Origin of the sequence: Planomonospora sp. ID91781, from assembly GCF_015711595.1 — a bacterium.
GTDB classification, from domain to species: domain Bacteria; phylum Actinomycetota; class Actinomycetes; order Streptosporangiales; family Streptosporangiaceae; genus Planomonospora; species Planomonospora parontospora.
Map to the genome: position 1 here is coordinate 2,957,694 of NZ_JABTEY010000001.1, position 16,619 is coordinate 2,974,312.

The following is a 16,619-nucleotide window of genomic DNA, read 5'->3' on the forward strand; positions in this document are numbered from 1 at the left end:
CCGGACTAGCCGCTCAAGCGCCGGCGCAGCAGGCAGAACTCGTTGCCCTCGGGGTCGGCCAGGACGTGCCAGGTCTCCTCGCCCGTCTGACCGACGTCGGCGGGCCTGGCGCCGACGGCCAGCAGGCGTTCGAGTTCGGCCTCCTGGTCGCGGTCGGTGGGGTTCACGTCGATGTGCAGCCGGAGCTTGCCGGCCTTCGGCCGGTCGGCGGGAGTGAAGACGATCGTCGGCTGGAGGCCGCCGAAGCCTTCCGCCGGACCGATCTCGACGCCGTCCTCGTCCCGGCCGAGGACGGCGTAGCCGAGCACGTCGCACCAGAACGCGGCGAGGCGCTCGGGATCGCGGCTGTCGATGACCAATTCACTGATACGGCACGCCATGCGATCGCCGCTACCCCGTCCTGCCTCCGCCACGCACGCGTCGGCGCCCTGATCGACGCGGGTCGGGGTGAAGGCGGCGGTCCGCGCCTCGGGCCCGTGCGGCCGTCGGTCGTCCTGCGCCTCGTCCGGGCGGGGGCGTGCCGGATACGATCGGCCGGACGAGATCGGAGAGGGCCGACCGGAGCGGCCCCGGGTCCCAGGAGCCGCATGATGCCGACCTCCCCGGGACGGCGTCCCGCCGGGCTCCGAGGCGTTCCGCCGGCCGCCGTCGACGCGGTGATCACCGGCGCGGTGGCCGCGGCGACCCTGTGGGCCGGGCTGAGGTGGGCCCAGGGCGGGCCGTGGGCGGCGGTGCTCGGACTCTGCGCGTCGGTGCCGCTGTTGTGGAGGCGGCGGGCGCCCGTCGGCACCGGCGCGGTGGTGGGCGCCGCGACGACCGGGCTCGCGCTGGCCCACGCGATGCCGCCGCTGCCGTACGGCGCGCTGGTGTCGGCGTACACCGTGGCGGCGCTGAGCCCGCCGCGCCGGCGGCTGCAGGGCGTGGTGGGCGGAGGGGTGCTGCTGGCGCTGTCCCTCGCGGTGCCGGGGGAGTCGCCGGACTCCTTCGGTTACGTCGGCATGGCGTTCGCCGTCGCCTATGCGCTGGGCGCCGGGGAGCGGGCGCGCCGGGCGGAGATCGAGGCGCTGGCCGAGCGCACCCGCCGGCTGGAGGAGGAGCGCGCGGCGGCCGCCGCGCGCGAGCGGACCCGCATCGCACGCGACATGCACGACGTCCTGACGCACTCGGTCGGCATCATGGTCGTCCAGGCGGACGCCGGTTTCCTCGTGACGCGGACCGATCCCGACCGGGCGCAGGCCGCGTTCGACGCCATAGCGGAGACCGGGCGCGAGGCGATCGTCCAGCTCCGCCGCGTCCTCGGGGCGCTGCGGTCGGGCGGTGGTGGGCCGGGCGGTGGGGCCGCTCCGGTTCCGCCGCCCCCGGGACTCGGCTCCCTGGACCGCCTGGCCGGGAGGTTCGGGCGGGCCGGGCTGGAGGTGACCGTCGAATCCCGCGGTGAGGCCGGTCCGGTGCCGGCCGACGTCGGCATCGCGGCCTACCGGATCGTGCAGGAGTCGCTGACGAACACCCTCCGGCACGCGGGGGCCTCCACCGCGCGGGTACGGCTGCGGTGGTCGTCCGCCGAACTGCGGATCGAGGTGACCGACGACGGTTCCGGCGGGTTCCCGGCCGCCGTCGCGGGACACGGCCTGATCGGCATGCGGGAGAGGGCCGAGGCGTGCGGGGGTACGCTGCGGGCGGGTCCCGGGCGAGGAGAGGGCGGCGGGTTCGCCGTCACCGCGACGCTGCCGCTCGGAGAAGGGCCCGCCGCGGTGACGGGTGGAGGGCCCGGCCAGACGGCGGGCGAAGGGGCCGCCGGCGCCGCCGGAGAGGAGGCGGCCGATGCTGCGTGTGCTCGTCGTCGATGACCAGGACCTGTTCCGTGCCGGGTTCGCCCTGATCCTGGACTCCCAGCCCGGCATCGCCGTCGTCGGCGAGGCCGCCGACGGCGCCGAGGCGGTCGAGCGCGCGGTCGAGCTCCGCCCCGATGTGGTGGTGATGGACATCCGGATGCCGGACGTCGACGGGGTCGAGGCGACCGCCCGGATCTGCGCGCGCACCGACGCCAGGGTCCTGGTGCTCACGATGTTCGACCTCGACGAGTACGTCTACGCCGCACTGCGGGCCGGAGCCAGCGGGTTCCTGCTCAAGGACGTCCACCGGGACGGCCTGGTCGAGGCCGTCCGCGTGGTCGCCGCGGGCGACGTGCTGCTGGCTCCGGCCGTCACCCGGCGGCTGGTCGCCGACCTGGTGGGGCGGGGCGGCGCCGTACCCCGGCTGAGGGCCCGGCTCGGCGAGCTGACCGTCCGGGAGCGGGAGACCCTGGAGCAGGTGGCGCGGGGGCTGTCCAACGCCGAGATCGCCGCGGCGCTGACCGTGAGCGAGCACACGGTCAAGACCCACGTCAGCAACCTCCTGACCAAACTCGGGCTGCGGGACCGGGCGCAGGCGGTGGTCTTCGCCTACGAGTCGGGCCTCGTCGCGGCGGGGACTCACTCCTGGGAATGAAAGCGGGTTCACTCCTCTCGGCGATCCGCCCGGGCCCTCCCCGCGGGCAGCATCGGAGCCCCGCCCCCTCGCCGTGGAGATCCGTCCGATGCGCCTGCCCTCCTTCCCCGCCGCGGTCCTCTCCGCGGTCCTCTCCGGGGCCATGCTCTTCTTCGGCACCGGGCTCGCCCCGATCCCCTGGCTGACCTGGCTGGCGCCCCTCCCGGTCCTGCTGCTCGCGCCGAGGGCGCCCGCGCTCACGGCGTCCGCCGCGGCGTTCACGGCGTGGGCCGCCGGCGGGCTGAACATGTGGGGCTTCCACCGGGAGCAGCTGGAGACGCCGGTCCCGGCCGCGCTGGCCGTCGTGGCCGTCCCGGCGCTGCTCGCGACGGCGGCCGTGCTCGCCTTCCGGACCCTGCTGCGGCGGGGCGGACCGGTCCCGGCCGCGCTGTCCGTGCCCGCGATCTGGGTGAGCGGCGAGTACCTGGTGTCGGTGCTCGGGCCCGACGGGGCGCTGTGGAGCCTGGCCTACACCCAGACCGACGTGCGCCCGGTGGTCCAGCTCGCCTCGCTCACCGGGGTGTGGGGGATCTCGTTCCTGCTGACGGGGATCCCGGCGGCCGTCGCCGCGGTCTGCGCGCCGGACCGGGCGCGGCGGGCCCGGCTGGGCGTCGGGCTGGTCGCCCTGCTCCTGCTCGCCGCCGCGGCGGGCTACGGGGCCGTACGGCTCGCCGAACCCGCGGGAGCGCGGCGGACCGTGGCGCTGCTGGCCGCCGGCCTGCGCGGCGACTGGGCACCGGTGGACACGGCGCGGGGGAGGGAGAAACTCGCCGCCATGCTGGCCCGGCTGCGGGCCCTGCCCCCGGGCACGGCCACGGCGGTGCTGCCGGAGGGCGGTTTCATCACCGACACGGCGAACCTCCCGCGGATCACCGGCCCGCTGGCGGCGCTCGCCCGCGACCGGCGCCTGGACATCGTGGCCGGAGTGATCGTCACCGACGCCCGCCGGAACACGGCCGTGTTCCTCCCCGCCGACGGAGGCGAGCCGGAGGTCTACCGCAAGCGGCACATGGTGCCCGGCGTCGAGCCGTACGAGCCGGGGGACCGGAACCTGCTCGTCGCCGGCGCGGGGGTGGCGATCTGCCGGGACCTGGACTTCCCCGCCCTGGCGCGCGGATACCGCCGGGACGGCGCCGTCGTCATGTTCGTGCCCGCCCTGGACTTCGGCCGCGACGGCTGGCACCACTCCCGTCCGGCGGTGGTGCGCGGGGTGGAGAACGGCTTCTCGGTCGTGCGCAGCGCGGCGGACGGGCACCTGACGGTGAGCGACCAGTACGGCCGCGTGCTCGCCGAGCGGGCGGCGGGCGGCCGGGAGATCGCGACCGTCGTCACGTCCGTCCCGGTGGGCGGGAGCGCCACCCTCTACACCCGCTGGGGGGACTGGTTCGCCTGGCTCTGCCTCGCATCGGCCGCCGCCGTCGCGGGGCGGGCGGCCGTACGGCGGACGCGGCCGGTGCGGAGGTCAGCGGACGGACGGAGCGGGGACGGCGGGTCCTGAGCCGGCGGCCGCCGGAGAGACCGCGGACCGCCCGTCGCCCTGGAGCCGGTACGACGGCAGGCCGCGCCGCCTGATCAGCCACTCGGCGACGACGATGTTGGGCAGCCGGCACAGGAACGGCACCGCGTGGTAGGCGTTGGCGAACACCGCGTCGAAGTCGGCGTCCATGCCCGCGAACGGCGTCTGCACCATGATGAGGACGCCCAGCCAGGTCCGCAGGGTCACCGCGGCGTAGGTGAGCGCGTAGTTGCGGATCATCCAGGCCTGGTGGCCGGCCGGGGCGCCGCCGTAGGCGCCCGCCAGCCCCGCGTCGTCGGCGGCCAGCGTGCGGAGGCTGCCCTGCGCGTAGAGGGCGAGCGAGTAGCCGGTGATCGCCAGTGCGGTCAGCAGGACCACGGTCCAGCCGAGGCGGGACCGGGCGATCTGGGCGCTGCTGCACGGGCTCGCGGTCCTGGTCGGGCAGGGCGGCTTCGGCGAACTGGGCATCGACGAGCCCCGGGAGCGACTCGTCGCCGAGAGCATGGCGGCGTTCCTGCGGGTCCGGCCGGAGGTCTGAGGGCGGCCCTCCCGTATACGCCGAGGGCCCGCCGTACCGCCGGAGGAGACCCCGGTGGCGCGGCGGGCCCGGTGGGGGCGGCCGCTCAGCCGCCCGCGCCGGCGCGGCGCTTGGTCCAGACGTCGAAGGCGACGGCGATGAGCAGCACCAGCCCCTTGAAGAGCATCACCCGCTCGCTCGGCGCGCCGATGAGGGACATGCCGTTGTTGATCACGGCCATGATGAGGCCGCCGGTGATGGCGCCCACCACCTTGCCGACGCCGCCCTGCACGGCGGCGCCGCCGATGAACGCCGCCGCGATGGCGTCCAGCTCGAAGCTGTTGCCCGCGGTGGGGCCGGCCTGGTTGAGCCGCCCGGCGAAGATGATGCCGGCCAGCGCCGAGAGCACGCCCATGTTGACGAAGAGCCAGAACGTGACGGACTTGACCTTGATGCCGGACAGGCTCGCGGCGTGCAGGTTGCCGCCGATGGCGTAGATGTGGCGGCCGAAGACGGCGCGGTTGGTCAGCAGCGTGTAGCCCAGCACGAGGACGGCGAGCAGCACCAGGACCCAGGGCAGGTTCTTGAACCGGGCCAGCTGCACGATGACCGTCATCACCACCGCGGCGGCGGCGATCATCTTGAGCGCGAACAGCGGCAGCGCGTCGACCTGCTGCCGGTAGCCGAGGCGCGCCTGGCGGGCCCGCCACTGGGTGCCGACGATCCCGGCCACGATGGCCAGCCCGACGATCAGGGTGAACAGGTCGGCGCCGCCGAGCGGGCCGAGGCCGACGTTGCCGAGGAAGCCGGGCAGGAAGCCGTTGGCCAGGGTCCGGACCTCGTCGGGGAAGGGGCCGATGCCCTGGTTGCCGAGCACGGTGAGGGTCAGCGCCCGGAAGATCAGCATTCCGGCCAGGGTGACGATGAACGCCGGGATGCCGAAGTAGGCGACCCAGTAGCCCTGCCAGGCCCCGATCAGCGCGCCGACCAGGAGCGTGATGAGGAGCGCCGGCGGCCACGGCATGCCCATGTCCACCATCAGCACCGCCGCGACGGCGCCGCTGACCGCCACCACCGAGCCCACCGACAGGTCGATGTGGCCGGCGATGATGATCAGGATCATGCCGATCGCGAGGATCAGGATGTAGGAGTTCTGCACCATGATGTTCGAGATGTTCTGCGGGCTGAGCAGACCACCGTCGGTCAGGATGGAGAACAGGACGATGATCAGCGCGAAGGCGACGTAGATGCCGCTCTCGCGCAGGTTGAAGGAGAACCGGCCGCCCGATGCCCTCGCGGGGGGCGGGCCGTTGCCCACGACCTCGGCGCCCGCCCCGGACGCGAGCGCCTTGCCCCTGCTCGTCTGTGCCATTACTCCTTCTCCTTGGTCATGAACTGCATGAGGCGCTCGGGGGTGGCCTCGGCTCTCGGCACCTCGCCGGTGATGCGCCCGGCCGACATCGCGTAGATGCGGTCGCAGAGGCCGAGCAGCTCGGGAAGCTCCGAGGAGATCACGAGCACGGCCCTGCCCTGGTCGGCGAGCTGGTTGATGATGGCGTAGATCTCGTACTTGGCGCCCACGTCGATGCCGCGGGTGGGCTCGTCCAGGATCAGCACGTCGGGGTCAGTGAAGATCCACTTCGAGAGCACGACCTTCTGCTGGTTGCCGCCGCTGAGCTTCCCGGTGACCGCCAGCACGCTGGGAGCCTTGATGTTCATGTCGGCCCGGAAGCCGTCGGCGACCCTGTACTCCTCGTTGCCGTCGATCCAGCCGCGCCTGGCGAGCTTGCCCAGCGCGGCGGCCGAGACGTTGCGCTGGATGTCCTGGATCAGGTTGAGGCCGTACCGCTTGCGGTCCTCGGTGGCGTAGGCGATCTTGTGGGAGATGGCCTCGGTGACCGAGCGGAGCTGGATCTCCCTGCCGTCCTTGTAGACGCGCCCGGAGATGCCGACCCCGTAGCTGCGGCCGAACACGCTCATCGCCAGCTCGGTACGGCCGGCGCCCATGAGCCCGGCCAGGCCGACGATCTCGCCGCGGCGCAGCGTCAGGTTGGCGCCGGAGACGACGGCGCGCTCGGGCTGGGCCGGGCTGTGCACGGTCCAGTCCTCGATCCGCAGCACCTCCTCGCCGATCGTGGGCTCGTGCGGCGGGAACCGGTGCTCCAGGTCGCGGCCGACCATGCCGGAGATGATCCGGTCCTCGGTGACCTCGCCGCCCGACATGTCCAGCGTCTCGATCGTCCGGCCGTCGCGGATGATCGTGGTGGAGTCGGCGATGGCTTTGATCTCGTTCAGCTTGTGCGAGATGATCACCGAGGTGATGCCCTCGTCGCGCAGCCCGCGCAGCAGGTCGAGCAGGTGCGCGGAGTCCTCGTCGTTGAGCGCCGCGGTCGGCTCGTCGAGGATGAGCAGCCGGACCTGCTTCGACAGCGCCTTGGCGATCTCGACGAGCTGCTGCTTGCCCACCCCGATGTCCATCGCCCGCGTCACCGGGTTCTCCCGGAGCCCGACCCGCTCGAGGAGCGCGGCGGCCTCGGCGTTCGTGCGGTTCCAGTCGATCAGGCCGCGCCGGGTCCGCTCGTTGCCGAGGAAGATGTTCTCGGCGATCGACAGGTACGGGCTGAGCGCGAGCTCCTGGTGGATGATGACGATGCCGCGCCGCTCGCTGTCCCGGATGCCGGAGAACCGGCACGGCTCCCCGTCGAAGACGATCTCGCCGTCGTAGGAGCCGTGCGGGTACACCCCCGACAGGACCTTCATCAGCGTCGACTTGCCGGCGCCGTTCTCGCCGCAGACGGCGTGGATCTCGCCGCGCCGTACCGCCAGGTTGACGTCCTGGAGGGCCTTGACGCCCGGGAACGTCTTGGTGATGCCCCGCATCTGAAGTATGTGGTCGGTCATGCCGTCCGTCTCCCCCCTCGCGACCGGCGCCGGGCCGGCCCTTCGGAGGAAGGACCGGCCCGGCGCCGCGCCGGTCTACTTGAGCTGGTCCTCGGTGTAGTAACCGGAGTCGACGAGGATCTGCTTGTAGTTGTCCTTGTAGACCACGACGGGCTCGAGCAGGTAGGACGGGACGACCTTGTTGCCGTTGTCGTAGTCGGTGGTGTTGTTCACCTCGGGCTTGCCGCCCTTGAGCACGGCGTCGGCCATCTTGACGGTGACCTCGGCGAGCTTGCGGGTGTCCTTGTAGATCGTCGCGTACTGCTCGTCGGCGATGATCGACTTCACCGAGGCGACCTCGGCGTCCTGGCCGGTGACGACCGGGTAGGGCTGGTCGGCGGTGCCGTACCCGCTGCTCTTCAGTGCGGACAGGATGCCGATGGACAGGCCGTCGTACGGCGAGAGCACGCCCTGGACCTTGGCGTCGGAGTAGGCCTTGGTGATCAGGTCCTCCATGCGCTTCTGCGCGGTGGCCGGGTCCCAGCGCAGGATGGCGACGGTCTTGAAGTCCGTCTCACCGCTCTTGACGACCAGGGTGCCCTTGTCGATGTACGGCTTGAGCACCTCCATGGCGCCGTTGTAGAAGAAGGTGGCGTTGTTGTCGTCGGGCGAGCCGGCGAAGATCTCGATGTTGAACGGGCCCTTGGCGTCGCCGTCGGAGCCGTCGGCCTTCTTCAGCCCGAGGCCCACCAGCAGCGAGGTCGCCTGCTGCACGCCGACCTTGTGGTTGTCGAAGGTGGCGTAGTAGTCGACGTTCGGGGTGTTGCGGATGAGCCGGTCGTAGGCGATCACCGGGATCTTGGCGTCGGCCGCCTGCTGCAGCTGCGTGGTGATCGCGGTGCCGTCGATCGAGGCGATGATCAGCAGCTTCGCGCCCTTGGTGATCTGGTTCTCGATCTGGTTGACCTGGGTGGGGATGTCGTTCTCCGCGTACTGCAGGTCGACCTGGTAACCCAGCTTCTCCAGGGAGCTCTTGACGTTGTCGCCGTCGTGGATCCACCGCTCGGACGACTTGGTGGGCATGGTGACGCCGACGAGGGCGCCCGCGGCCGAGCCCGCGCTCGGCGCCGCCTCCTGGTCGACCGTCTTGGTGGCCGAGCCGCAGGCGGTCATCGCCAGGGCCATCGCCAGGCCGATCGGCACGGTGGCCAGCTTCGCGAGCCTCATGTTCTCTCCTTCAAGTGACGCGGACGCATTCACGGCCGCTGCGACCACGGCCCCTCCGCCGTGTCGCCCGGGTCTCTTGGTGCTCATCGGCGGTGTTAGCGTTCACATTCAGCGGCGGCGAACATACCGACGAATGTTTCAGGGGTGTGAACAGTTATCAAATGCCCAGGCAGGCCGCTAGTCAAGGTTTGTGACAGCACCGTGACATCACGGTCGGGCAGGGTGATCGGCGGGGGCATCCCGCCCGCCGCACCGGGTAGGGAGCCGCCATGAGGACGCTATGGCTCTTTGCGGACGGCGAGTGGCGGGCGAGCGCGGGCACCGGCACGATCGCCGTGGACGACCCGGCGACCGGCGAGCGGGTGGGCGCGTGCCCGCGCGGCTGCGCCGAGGACGTCGAGACCGCCGTGCGATCGGCGCGTGCCGCCGCCCCCGGATGGGCGCGCGTCGCCCCGGCCGAGCGCGGCGCGCTGCTGCGCCGCGCCGCCGCCCGGGTCCGGGAGCACGCCGACGAGCTCGCCCGGCTGGTGACGGCGGAGATGGGCAAGCCGCTGGCGGACGCGCGGGGCGGGGTGGAGGCCGGCGCCGGAACCCTGGAGCAGTACGCCGAGCTGGGCCCCCTGCACGGCGGGCGCAGCCTCCAGGGCGGCTGGGGCGCGACCGACCTGATGGTCCGTGAGCCGCGCGGCGTCGTCGGCGTCATCACCCCCTGGAACGACCCGGTGGCGATCGCCTGCGGCCTGATCGGCGCCGCCCTGGTCACCGGGAACACCGTGGTGCACAAGCCCTCCGAGCGAACCCCGCACACCGGGGCCCGCCTGGTCGAACTGCTCGCCGCGGACCTGCCGCCGGGCGTGCTCACCATGGTCGCGGGGGACCGGAGCGCCGGTGCGCCGCTCGCAGCCCACCCGGATCTGGACCTGCTCGCCCACGTGGGCTCCAGCGCCGCCGGGCGGGAGATCGCCGCCGCGGCCCGGTGCCGGGTGCTGCGGGAGAACGGCGGCAAGGACCCGCTGATCGTGGACGCGGGGGTCGATCCGAAATGGGCCGCCGAGCAGGCCGCCCTGGGCTGCTTCGCCAACGCGGGCCAGATCTGCGTCTCCGTGGAGCGGATCTACGTCCACCGCTCCGTCGCCGAGCCGTTCACCACCTCCCTCGTCGCCGCGGCGGAGGCGCTGCGCACGGGCCCCGGCCTGGACGAGGCGACCACGCTCGGCCCGCTCGTCGACCGCAGGCAGCGCGAGACCGTGCACGGGCATGTGCGCGCGGCGGTCGCCGCGGGCGCGCGCCTGCTGACCGGTGGCCGGATCCCCGACGGGCCCGGCGCCTTCTACCCGGCCACCGTGCTGGCCGACTGCACCGACGACATGGCGGTGCTGCGGGAGGAGACGTTCGGGCCGGTCGCGGCGGTCCGCGTGGTCGAGAGCTTCGACGAGGCGCTGGCCTTGGCCAACACGGGGGAGTACGGCCTGGCCGCCACGGTGCTCACCCCCTCGCTCGCCCACGTGCAGCGGGCCTGGCGCGAGCTGCGCGCGGGCACGGTGAAGGTCAACGCGGTCTTCGGAGGCGCGCCGGGCGGCGCGGCGCAGCCCCTCGGGGCGAGCGGGGAGGGCTTCGGGTACGGCCCCGAGCTGCTCGACGAGATGACCCACACCAAGGTCGTGCACATCGCCGCCCCTTGAGCCGTCTCCTGAGCCGCCCCTGAACGGTCGGGGCCGTCCGCGGGTTGGGAGATTCCAGTAGCCGGAACGTGACCGCGGGCGTACGGTGAGTGCGCGAAAACCACGCCTCACTCCCCACAGGAGTCGCCCATGGGCACTTCGGACGGCCGGGTCCTCATCATCATCGTGATCGCGTCGATCGCGTTCTTCGTCGGGAGGCGCTTCCAGCGGACACGGGACACGTGGGCGGGCTGGGGGAGTGCGATCAAGGACGCGAAGGCGGCGGCGGACAAGATCCCCAAGGCCAAGGCGGACGCCTGGGCCGCGGTCCGGGGGATGCTCGCGGTCGGTGTGGTCGTGCTGATCTTCTTCGCGGTGGTCGTGAACGCGCTGCGGTACGGCTGAGCGCCCCCGCCCGCGCCGCGGCGAAACAGGCGCTCCGGTACGGCCGGGCCTCTCCGGCCGGGACCCGCCCCGACCGGGACCCGGTACGGCCGAGCGCACCGGCCGGGACCCGCCCCGACCGGGACCCGGTACGGCCGAGCGCACCGGCCGGGGCCCGGCCGGAAACAGGTCAGGCCGACTCGCGCACCACCAGCTCCGCCGGGAGGATCACCGGATCGGCGGGACCGCCCTCCAGCAGGCCGAGCAGCAGGCGGGCGGAGGCCGCCGCCTGCTCGCCCATGGGGCTGCGCACCGTGGTGAGCGGAGGATCGGTGTAGAGGGCGGCCTCGATGTCGTCGTAGCCCACGACGGCCACGTCGTCGGGGACCCGGCGGCCCGCCTCGCGCAGCGCCCGCAGGGCGCCGACGGCCATGAGGTCGTTGGCGGCGAACACCGCGTCCAGCGCCGGGTCGTCCTGCAGGAGCTGGCGCATGGCCTCCGCCCCGGAGACCCGGGTGAAGTCGCCGACGGCGACGATCGACCGGCGGCCGGTGCCGCGCAGCGTGTCGCGGTAGGCGGTGAGCCTGTCCTGCGAGGCCGGCATGTCCGGCGGGCCGGAGATCGTGGCGATCCGGCGCCGCCCCCGGTCGAGCAGGTGCCGGACCGCCTGGGTGGCGCCGCCGAGGTTGTCGTTGTCGGCGAAGGGCACGTCCACCGGCATGGTGGGCCTGCCGTGGGAGACCATCGGCAGCCCCAGCCGGGCCAGCGCGGCGGGCAGCGGGTCGGCGCCGTGCATCGACACGAGCATGACGCCGTCCACGTGCCCGGCCGAGACGAACCGCTGCACGCGCCGGTGGCTCTCGGCCGAGCCCGCGATCATCAGGACGACCTGCTTGCCCGCCGTCTCCAGCTCGCGGCTGGCGGCGCGGACGACCGCGGAGAACATCGGGTCGTCCGAGACGAGCCCGGCCGGCGGATCGGAGACGATCATGGCGATCGCGTCCGTGCGCTGGGTCACCAGGCTGCGGGCCGCGGGGTTGGGCACGTAGCCCAGCTCCTGCACGGCCCGCAGCACGAGCTCCCGGATCTCCGGGGTGACCGTGTCCTGGCCGTTGACGACCCGGGAGACGCTCGACTTGGACACTCCGGCCCGGGCGGCGACCGCCTCCAAGGTGGGTCGTTTCATGCCTTTTCGAGAACTCCGTTCCGCTGGATGACGTCGCGGTACCACAACGCGCTGTCCTTGAGGGTCCGCCGCTGGGTGCCGAAGTCGACGTGCACGATCCCGAACCTCCGGCGGTAGCCCTCGGCCCACTCGAAGTTGTCCAGCAACGACCACACGATATAGCCGCGCAGGTCCGCGCCGCCCTCGATCGCGGCGTGCACGGCGCGCAGGTGGCCGTCCAGGTAGGCGGTCCGGCGGGTGTCGCGGACCCTGCCGTCCTCATCCACGGTGTCGTCGAAGGCCGCGCCGTTCTCGGTGACGATCAGCCCGACCCCGGGGTAGTCCGCCGCGAGCCGGAGCAGCAGCCGGGAGAGCCCGGTCGGCACGATCGGCCAGCCCATCGCGGTCAGCGGACCCTCGGCCGGGCAGAACCGCACGTCCTCGGTGCCCGGCCAGGCCGGGTTCGCCGGCTCGCCGGGGCCCGACTCCACCACGCAGGGGTTGTAGTAGTTGACCCCGACCAGGTCGATCGGCTGGCGGATGGTCTCCAGGTCGCCGTCGGCGAGGTGCGCGAGCCCGCCGTGCCGTTCGACGATCTCCAGCACCTCGGCGGGGTACTCCCCGCGCAGCGCCGGGTCGAGGAACTGCCGGGTGAGCAGCGCGTCCACCCGGCGCACCGCCTCGGCGTCGGCCTCCGCGACCGGGGCCGAGGGGTCGGCCACCTGCGCGGGGGTCAGGACCGGCGCGGAGTTGACCACCAGGGAGATCTCCCGTGCTCCGGCCGCGCGCAGCGCCCGCGCCGCCAGGCCGTGGCCGAGCAGCAGGTGGTGGGCGGCGCGGAAGGCGGCCGCGGGGTCCTGCTCGCCCGGCGCGTGGACGCCGGAGGCGTAGCCCAGGAAGGCCGAGACCCACGGCTCGTTCAGCGTGGTCCAGTGCGCGACGCGGTCGCCCAGCCGGGCGTGCACGAGTTCGGCGTACTCGGCGAACCGGTGGGCGGTGTCGCGGTCGGCCCAGCCGCCGCGCTCCTGGAGCGCCTGCGGCAGGTCCCAGTGGTAGAGCGTCGTGTACGGGGTGATGCCCGCCGCGAGCAGCTCGTCGACGAGCCGGTCGTAGAAGGCGAGCCCCCGCGGGTCGGCCGGACCCGTGCCGTCGGCCTGGATCCGGGGCCAGGCCACCGAGAAGCGGTAGGCGTGCAGGCCCAGCTCGCCCATGAGCCGCACGTCCTCGGCGTAGCGGTGGTAGTGGTCGCAGGCGACGTCGCCGGTGTCGCCGCCGGCCACCTTGCCGGGCGTGTGGGAGAAGGCGTCCCAGATGGACCGGCCGCGGCCGTCCTCCTTCGCCGCCCCCTCGATCTGGTAGGACGCCGTCGCGGCGCCCCAGACGAAGCCTGCGGGGAAGTCCGCCCGCCCTTCGGTGAGGAGCGAAGGCGCGGTCCCCCGAGCGTTGACGACGGTCATCCCTTGACGGCTCCTTGCATGATTCCTCCGATGATCTGCTTGCCGAGCAGGCCGAAGACGATGACCAGCGGCAGCGTGCCGAGCGCGGTGCCGGCCAGGCCGAGCACGTAGTCGTTGACGTAGCCGGCGGCCAGCGTGGACAGGGCGACCTGGACCGTCGGGTTCTCCGGGGTCAGGACGACCAGCGGCCAGAAGTAGTCGTTCCAGGCCGACATGAAGGTGAGCATGCCGAGGACGGCCGCGGCGGGGCGGGCGACGGGAAGCACCACGTGCCAGAACAGGCCCCAGGTGGTGCAGCCGTCGACCCGGCCGGCCTCCAGCAGCTCGGTCGGCAGGGCCCGCGACAGGTACTGCGTCATGAAGAAGACGCCGAACGCGTTGACCAGCGCGGGCACGATCAGCGCGTACAGCGTGCCGGTCCACTCCAGCTTCACCATGAGCATGTAGAGCGGGATGATGCCGAGCTGGGTCGGGACCATCATGGTCGCCACGGTGAGCAGCAGCAGCGCGTTCCTGCCGCGGAAGCGCAGCTTGGCGAAGGCGAACCCGGCCAGGGTGGAGAAGAACATCACCGCCAGGGCGATGGACCCGGCCACGATGACGGAGTTGGCCAGCGCCAGGGCGAAGGGCACGGTGTCGAAGACGCGGGCGACGTTGGCGAAGAAGTTCCCGCCGGGCACCAGCGGAGGCGGCACGTCCGCCAGCGCCGCGTTGTCGCGGGAGGCCACCACGACGCTGTAGTAGAGCGGGAGCGCGGAGAAGAACGCCACCGCCAGCAGGGTGAGGTAGGTGAGCCGGCGGGCGCCGTCGAAGCGGCGGCGGCCCGTTCCGGTCGCGGCGGGCGCCTTGGGCGGCCCGGGTGCCGGGGACGTCGGGGACGCGGGGGACATCGGCTGGGCGGTCACGTCAGACCTCCCTTCGCGCGGCGGGTGAGCAGGTAGTTGACGCCGGCGACCAGGATGATGAAGAGGAACATCATCCAGGAGATGGCCGAGGCGTAGCCGAAGTCGAGCCGGGTGAAGTTCTCGTAGATGAGCAGCGAGAGCGTCTGGTACTGCCGGTCCACGCCGCCGGTGACCATGTAGGAGCCGAACAGCAGCGGCTCGGCCAAGACCTGCATGGCGCCGATCGTCGAGGTGATGACGACGAAGACGATCGTCGGCTTGATCATCGGGATGGTGATCCTGCGCAGCTGGGTGAGCCCGCTCGCGCCGTCGAGGGTGGCGGCCTCGTACAGCTCGCGCGGTACGGCCTGCATCGCGGCCAGGAAGATCAGCGCGTTGTAGCCCGTCCACCGCCACATGATCATGACGGAGATGGCGGCGTGCGAGCTGGCCACGCCCTCGTTCCAGGCGACGCCCCCCACCCCGAACCAGGAGAGCATCCAGTTGATCATGCCGAAGTCCCGGCCGAACAGCTGGCTGAAGATGACCACCACCGCGACCACGCTGGTCACGTTGGGCAGCAGCAGCGTGATGCGCAGGAAGGTCTGCGCCCGCAGCGGCCGGTTGAGCAGGTGGGCCAGCCAGATGGCCAGCAGCAGCTGCGGGACCGTGGACAGCACCCCGATGGACAGGGTGTTGAAGGCGGCGTTCCAGAAGTAGTCGTCGGCGAGCAGGGTCCTGAAGTTCTGCAGGCCGACGAAGGCGTGCTCGTCCTCCAGCAGCGTCCACTCGTGCAGGCTCACCCAGGCGGTGTAGGCCAGGGGGAAGAGCCCGAAGGCGGAGAACAGCAGGAAGAAGGGGGCCACGTAGGCGTAGGGCGAGGCCTTGGTGTCGAGCTGGTGGACCAGGTGGCGGCGGAGGCCGCGGCGGGCCCGCACCGGTCTGCCCGGTGGGGCGGCCGCCGGGCGGTCCGGTGCGCGCGTGGCCATGGCGGCTCCTCTCGGAGACTCGGGTGCGGGTTACTTGATCTTCTCGACGTCCTTGAGCGCCTGCGCCCAGGCCTCGTCGGGCTTCTGCTTGCCCTGCTCGATCCGCTGGAGGCCGTCGCCGAAGGCCTTGAGGATGTCACCGGCCTTGGGGCCCACCTTCTGCGGCTTGAGCGCCTTGGCCGCGTCGGTGAAGATCTTGCCGATCGGGGCGTTGCCGAAGTACGGGTTGACGAACCCGGCCACGGCGGGGTCGTCGTACAGCTCGGGCAGCGAGGGCAGCGCGCTGGCCTCCTTGAAGAGCTTGATCTGGCTCTCCTTACCGGTCAGCAGGTCGATCAGCTCCGCGGCCTCCTTGGGGTGCTTGCTCTGCTTGGGCACCATCAGGTGGGTGCCGCCCTGGTTGCCGCCGCCGCCGGGCACCGCGGCGATGTCCCAGGTGCCCTCGCCGGGCTTCTGGTCCTTGATCGTGCCGGTCTTCCACGCGGGGCAGACCATGGTGGCGAAGCTGCCCTTGACGATGCCGGTGTTCCACGGCGGGGTGAAGGCGGGGAGCTTGGCGGACAGGCCCGCGTCGATCATCTTGACGGACAGGTCGAAGGCCTTCTTCACCTCCGGGTTGGTCCCGGCGATGACGTTGTACTGATCGTCGTAGTAGCCGGTCGGGGCCTGGTCCACCATGGCGCGGAAGTGCTCGCCGGGACCGTCGGTGAACTTGGCGCCGGGCACGTTCGCGGCGGCGAACTTCTTGCCCGCCTCGATGTACTGGTCCCAGGTCGGCCAGAGCGCCGAGACCTCGTCGCGGCCGGTGGGCAGGCCGGCCTTCTCGAACAGGTCGGGGCGGTAGCACATGGCCAGGCCGCCGACGTCGGTGCCCAGGCCCATGAGGGAGGAGCCGTCGTTGGAGACCCCCTGCTGCCACTTCCAGTCGAGGTACTCGCCCTGCCGCTTGTCCAGGCCGAACTGCTTGAGGTCGTGGAACTTGCCGGGGTTGGGGGTGAAGGCGCCGACGTAGCCGCCCTCGACGGCGACGACGTCCGCGGCTCCGGCCCCGGTGGCCAGCTGGGTGATGAGGTTGGTGTGGTGGTCGTTGAACTGCGCGCGCCGCTCCACGATCTCCACGTTGGGGTGGGTCTTCTTGAACTCCTCGTACAGCGGCGCGTAGTGGAAGTCGCTGAACAGCGCGACGGTCAGCTTGATCTTCTCGGCCGGCGCGCCGGAGCCGCCCGCGGAGGCGGTGCCGGTGCCGCCGCTGCCGCAGGCGGCCACGCTCACGGTCAGCGCGACCGCGGCGAGCATCGGGGCGAGGGGGCGGAGCTTGCCCATGGAACCCTCCCAGGGTCCTTATAAATGATCATGAAGAGAGCGCTCCCTGGAGAGGTTGTTCTCTCCCGGGCCCCCTGTCAACGGTCCGGC

General features: G+C 72.4%; 16 protein-coding genes. 6 read left to right on the top strand and 10 right to left on the bottom strand.

The genetic code is table 11. The annotated features are described in order from the left end of the window. Positions 1–5: 5 nt before the first annotated feature. Positions 6–380 (bottom strand): VOC family protein, encoded by a 375-nt coding sequence (locus HS048_RS13445; protein ID WP_068896806.1) that lies wholly within the window; start codon positions 378–380, stop codon positions 6–8. Positions 381–587: 207 nt separating this feature from the next. Here HS048_RS13445 and HS048_RS13450 point away from each other — a divergent pair, with 207 nt between their 5' ends. From HS048_RS13450 to HS048_RS13460, 3 genes are all read left to right on the top strand, one after another. Beyond that, entirely contained in the window at positions 588–1,847 is a 1,260-nt protein-coding gene (locus tag HS048_RS13450) for a sensor histidine kinase (RefSeq protein ID WP_196467125.1), read from the top strand. Then, a complete protein-coding gene (locus HS048_RS13455) occupies positions 1,822–2,487 on the top strand; it encodes a response regulator transcription factor (protein ID WP_068897069.1) in 666 nt (221 codons plus the stop codon). The genes HS048_RS13450 and HS048_RS13455 overlap by 26 nt, the downstream gene beginning before the upstream one ends. 88 nt (positions 2,488–2,575) lie before the next feature. Further along, positions 2,576–4,024: a nitrilase-related carbon-nitrogen hydrolase gene (locus HS048_RS13460; protein WP_196467126.1), complete on the top strand. Its 1,449-nt coding sequence runs from the start codon at positions 2,576–2,578 to the stop codon at positions 4,022–4,024. Here the strand turns inward: HS048_RS13460 and HS048_RS13465 are convergent. Beyond that, positions 3,989–4,420 (bottom strand): DUF2306 domain-containing protein, encoded by a 432-nt coding sequence (locus tag HS048_RS13465; protein ID WP_196467127.1) that lies wholly within the window; start codon positions 4,418–4,420, stop codon positions 3,989–3,991. The genes HS048_RS13460 and HS048_RS13465 overlap by 36 nt on opposite strands. Between HS048_RS13465 and HS048_RS13470 the strand changes: the two genes are divergently transcribed. Next, the gene (locus HS048_RS13470; RefSeq protein ID WP_196467128.1) at positions 4,392–4,580 is read left to right on the top strand and encodes a hypothetical protein; all 189 of its coding nucleotides are present in this window, start codon (positions 4,392–4,394) and stop codon (positions 4,578–4,580) included. The genes HS048_RS13465 and HS048_RS13470 overlap by 29 nt on opposite strands. Before the next feature lie 85 nt (positions 4,581–4,665). Here the strand turns inward: HS048_RS13470 and mmsB are convergent, their stop codons facing one another. From mmsB to chvE, 3 genes are all read right to left on the bottom strand, one after another. Next, the gene (mmsB, locus tag HS048_RS13475; protein WP_084008245.1) at positions 4,666–5,931 is read right to left on the bottom strand and encodes a multiple monosaccharide ABC transporter permease; all 1,266 of its coding nucleotides are present in this window, start codon (positions 5,929–5,931) and stop codon (positions 4,666–4,668) included. Then, on the bottom strand, positions 5,931–7,460 hold the full coding sequence (gene mmsA, locus HS048_RS13480; protein WP_196467129.1) for a multiple monosaccharide ABC transporter ATP-binding protein: 1,530 nt from the start codon (positions 7,458–7,460) through the stop codon (positions 5,931–5,933). The genes mmsB and mmsA overlap by 1 nt, the downstream gene beginning before the upstream one ends. Positions 7,461–7,535: 75 nt before the next feature. After that, positions 7,536–8,666: a multiple monosaccharide ABC transporter substrate-binding protein gene (gene chvE / locus HS048_RS13485; RefSeq protein WP_068896802.1), complete on the bottom strand. Its 1,131-nt coding sequence runs from the start codon at positions 8,664–8,666 to the stop codon at positions 7,536–7,538. Between the two features lie 269 nt (positions 8,667–8,935). Here chvE and HS048_RS13490 point away from each other — a divergent pair, with 269 nt between their 5' ends. Both HS048_RS13490 and HS048_RS13495 read left to right on the top strand, forming a co-directional pair. Beyond that, a complete protein-coding gene (locus HS048_RS13490; protein ID WP_196467130.1) occupies positions 8,936–10,348 on the top strand; it encodes an aldehyde dehydrogenase in 1,413 nt (470 codons plus the stop codon). A 129-nt stretch (positions 10,349–10,477) separates the two neighbouring features. Then, positions 10,478–10,732, top strand: a complete 255-nt coding sequence (locus HS048_RS13495) for a hypothetical protein (protein WP_068896800.1) — start codon at positions 10,478–10,480, stop codon at positions 10,730–10,732. 169 nt (positions 10,733–10,901) lie between these two features. Here HS048_RS13495 and HS048_RS13500 read toward each other — a convergent pair whose 3' ends face one another. The 5 genes from HS048_RS13500 to HS048_RS13520 are packed head-to-tail and all read right to left on the bottom strand — an operon-like array spanning position 10,902 to position 16,529. Beyond that, a complete protein-coding gene (locus HS048_RS13500) occupies positions 10,902–11,897 on the bottom strand; it encodes a LacI family DNA-binding transcriptional regulator (protein ID WP_068896799.1) in 996 nt (331 codons plus the stop codon). After that, on the bottom strand, positions 11,894–13,333 hold the full coding sequence (locus tag HS048_RS13505) for a GH1 family beta-glucosidase (protein ID WP_196467131.1): 1,440 nt from the start codon (positions 13,331–13,333) through the stop codon (positions 11,894–11,896). Before HS048_RS13505 ends, HS048_RS13500 begins: the two co-directional genes overlap by 4 nt. Beyond that, positions 13,330–14,238: a carbohydrate ABC transporter permease gene (locus HS048_RS13510; protein WP_231647290.1), complete on the bottom strand. Its 909-nt coding sequence runs from the start codon at positions 14,236–14,238 to the stop codon at positions 13,330–13,332. The genes HS048_RS13505 and HS048_RS13510 overlap by 4 nt, the downstream gene beginning before the upstream one ends. Continuing rightward, positions 14,235–15,206, bottom strand: coding sequence for a carbohydrate ABC transporter permease (locus HS048_RS13515; RefSeq protein ID WP_068896797.1), 972 nt, complete (start codon positions 15,204–15,206; stop codon positions 14,235–14,237). Before HS048_RS13515 ends, HS048_RS13510 begins: the two co-directional genes overlap by 4 nt. A 30-nt stretch (positions 15,207–15,236) precedes the next feature. Further along, the gene (locus HS048_RS13520) at positions 15,237–16,529 is read right to left on the bottom strand and encodes an extracellular solute-binding protein (RefSeq protein ID WP_196467132.1); all 1,293 of its coding nucleotides are present in this window, start codon (positions 16,527–16,529) and stop codon (positions 15,237–15,239) included. Positions 16,530–16,619 lie beyond the last annotated feature (90 nt).

Bases quoted from the DNA above. Each gene is read 5' to 3' on its own strand.
- HS048_RS13520 (WP_196467132.1), bottom strand. From the start codon at position 16,529: ATGGGCAAGCTCCGCCCCCTCGCCCCGATGCTCGCCGCGGTCGCGCTG.
- chvE (WP_068896802.1), bottom strand. From the start codon at position 8,666: ATGAGGCTCGCGAAGCTGGCCACCGTGCCGATCGGCCTGGCGATGGCC.
- HS048_RS13455 (WP_068897069.1), top strand. From the start codon at position 1,822: ATGCTGCGTGTGCTCGTCGTCGATGACCAGGACCTGTTCCGTGCCGGG.
- HS048_RS13490 (WP_196467130.1), top strand. From the start codon at position 8,936: ATGAGGACGCTATGGCTCTTTGCGGACGGCGAGTGGCGGGCGAGCGCG.
- HS048_RS13460 (WP_196467126.1), top strand. From the start codon at position 2,576: ATGCGCCTGCCCTCCTTCCCCGCCGCGGTCCTCTCCGCGGTCCTCTCC.
- HS048_RS13505 (WP_196467131.1), bottom strand. From the start codon at position 13,333: ATGACCGTCGTCAACGCTCGGGGGACCGCGCCTTCGCTCCTCACCGAA.
- HS048_RS13500 (WP_068896799.1), bottom strand. From the start codon at position 11,897: ATGAAACGACCCACCTTGGAGGCGGTCGCCGCCCGGGCCGGAGTGTCC.
- HS048_RS13445 (WP_068896806.1), bottom strand. From the start codon at position 380: ATGGCGTGCCGTATCAGTGAATTGGTCATCGACAGCCGCGATCCCGAG.
- mmsA (WP_196467129.1), bottom strand. From the start codon at position 7,460: ATGACCGACCACATACTTCAGATGCGGGGCATCACCAAGACGTTCCCG.
- HS048_RS13495 (WP_068896800.1), top strand. From the start codon at position 10,478: ATGGGCACTTCGGACGGCCGGGTCCTCATCATCATCGTGATCGCGTCG.
- mmsB (WP_084008245.1), bottom strand. From the start codon at position 5,931: ATGGCACAGACGAGCAGGGGCAAGGCGCTCGCGTCCGGGGCGGGCGCC.
- HS048_RS13450 (WP_196467125.1), top strand. From the start codon at position 588: ATGATGCCGACCTCCCCGGGACGGCGTCCCGCCGGGCTCCGAGGCGTT.
- HS048_RS13515 (WP_068896797.1), bottom strand. From the start codon at position 15,206: ATGGCCACGCGCGCACCGGACCGCCCGGCGGCCGCCCCACCGGGCAGA.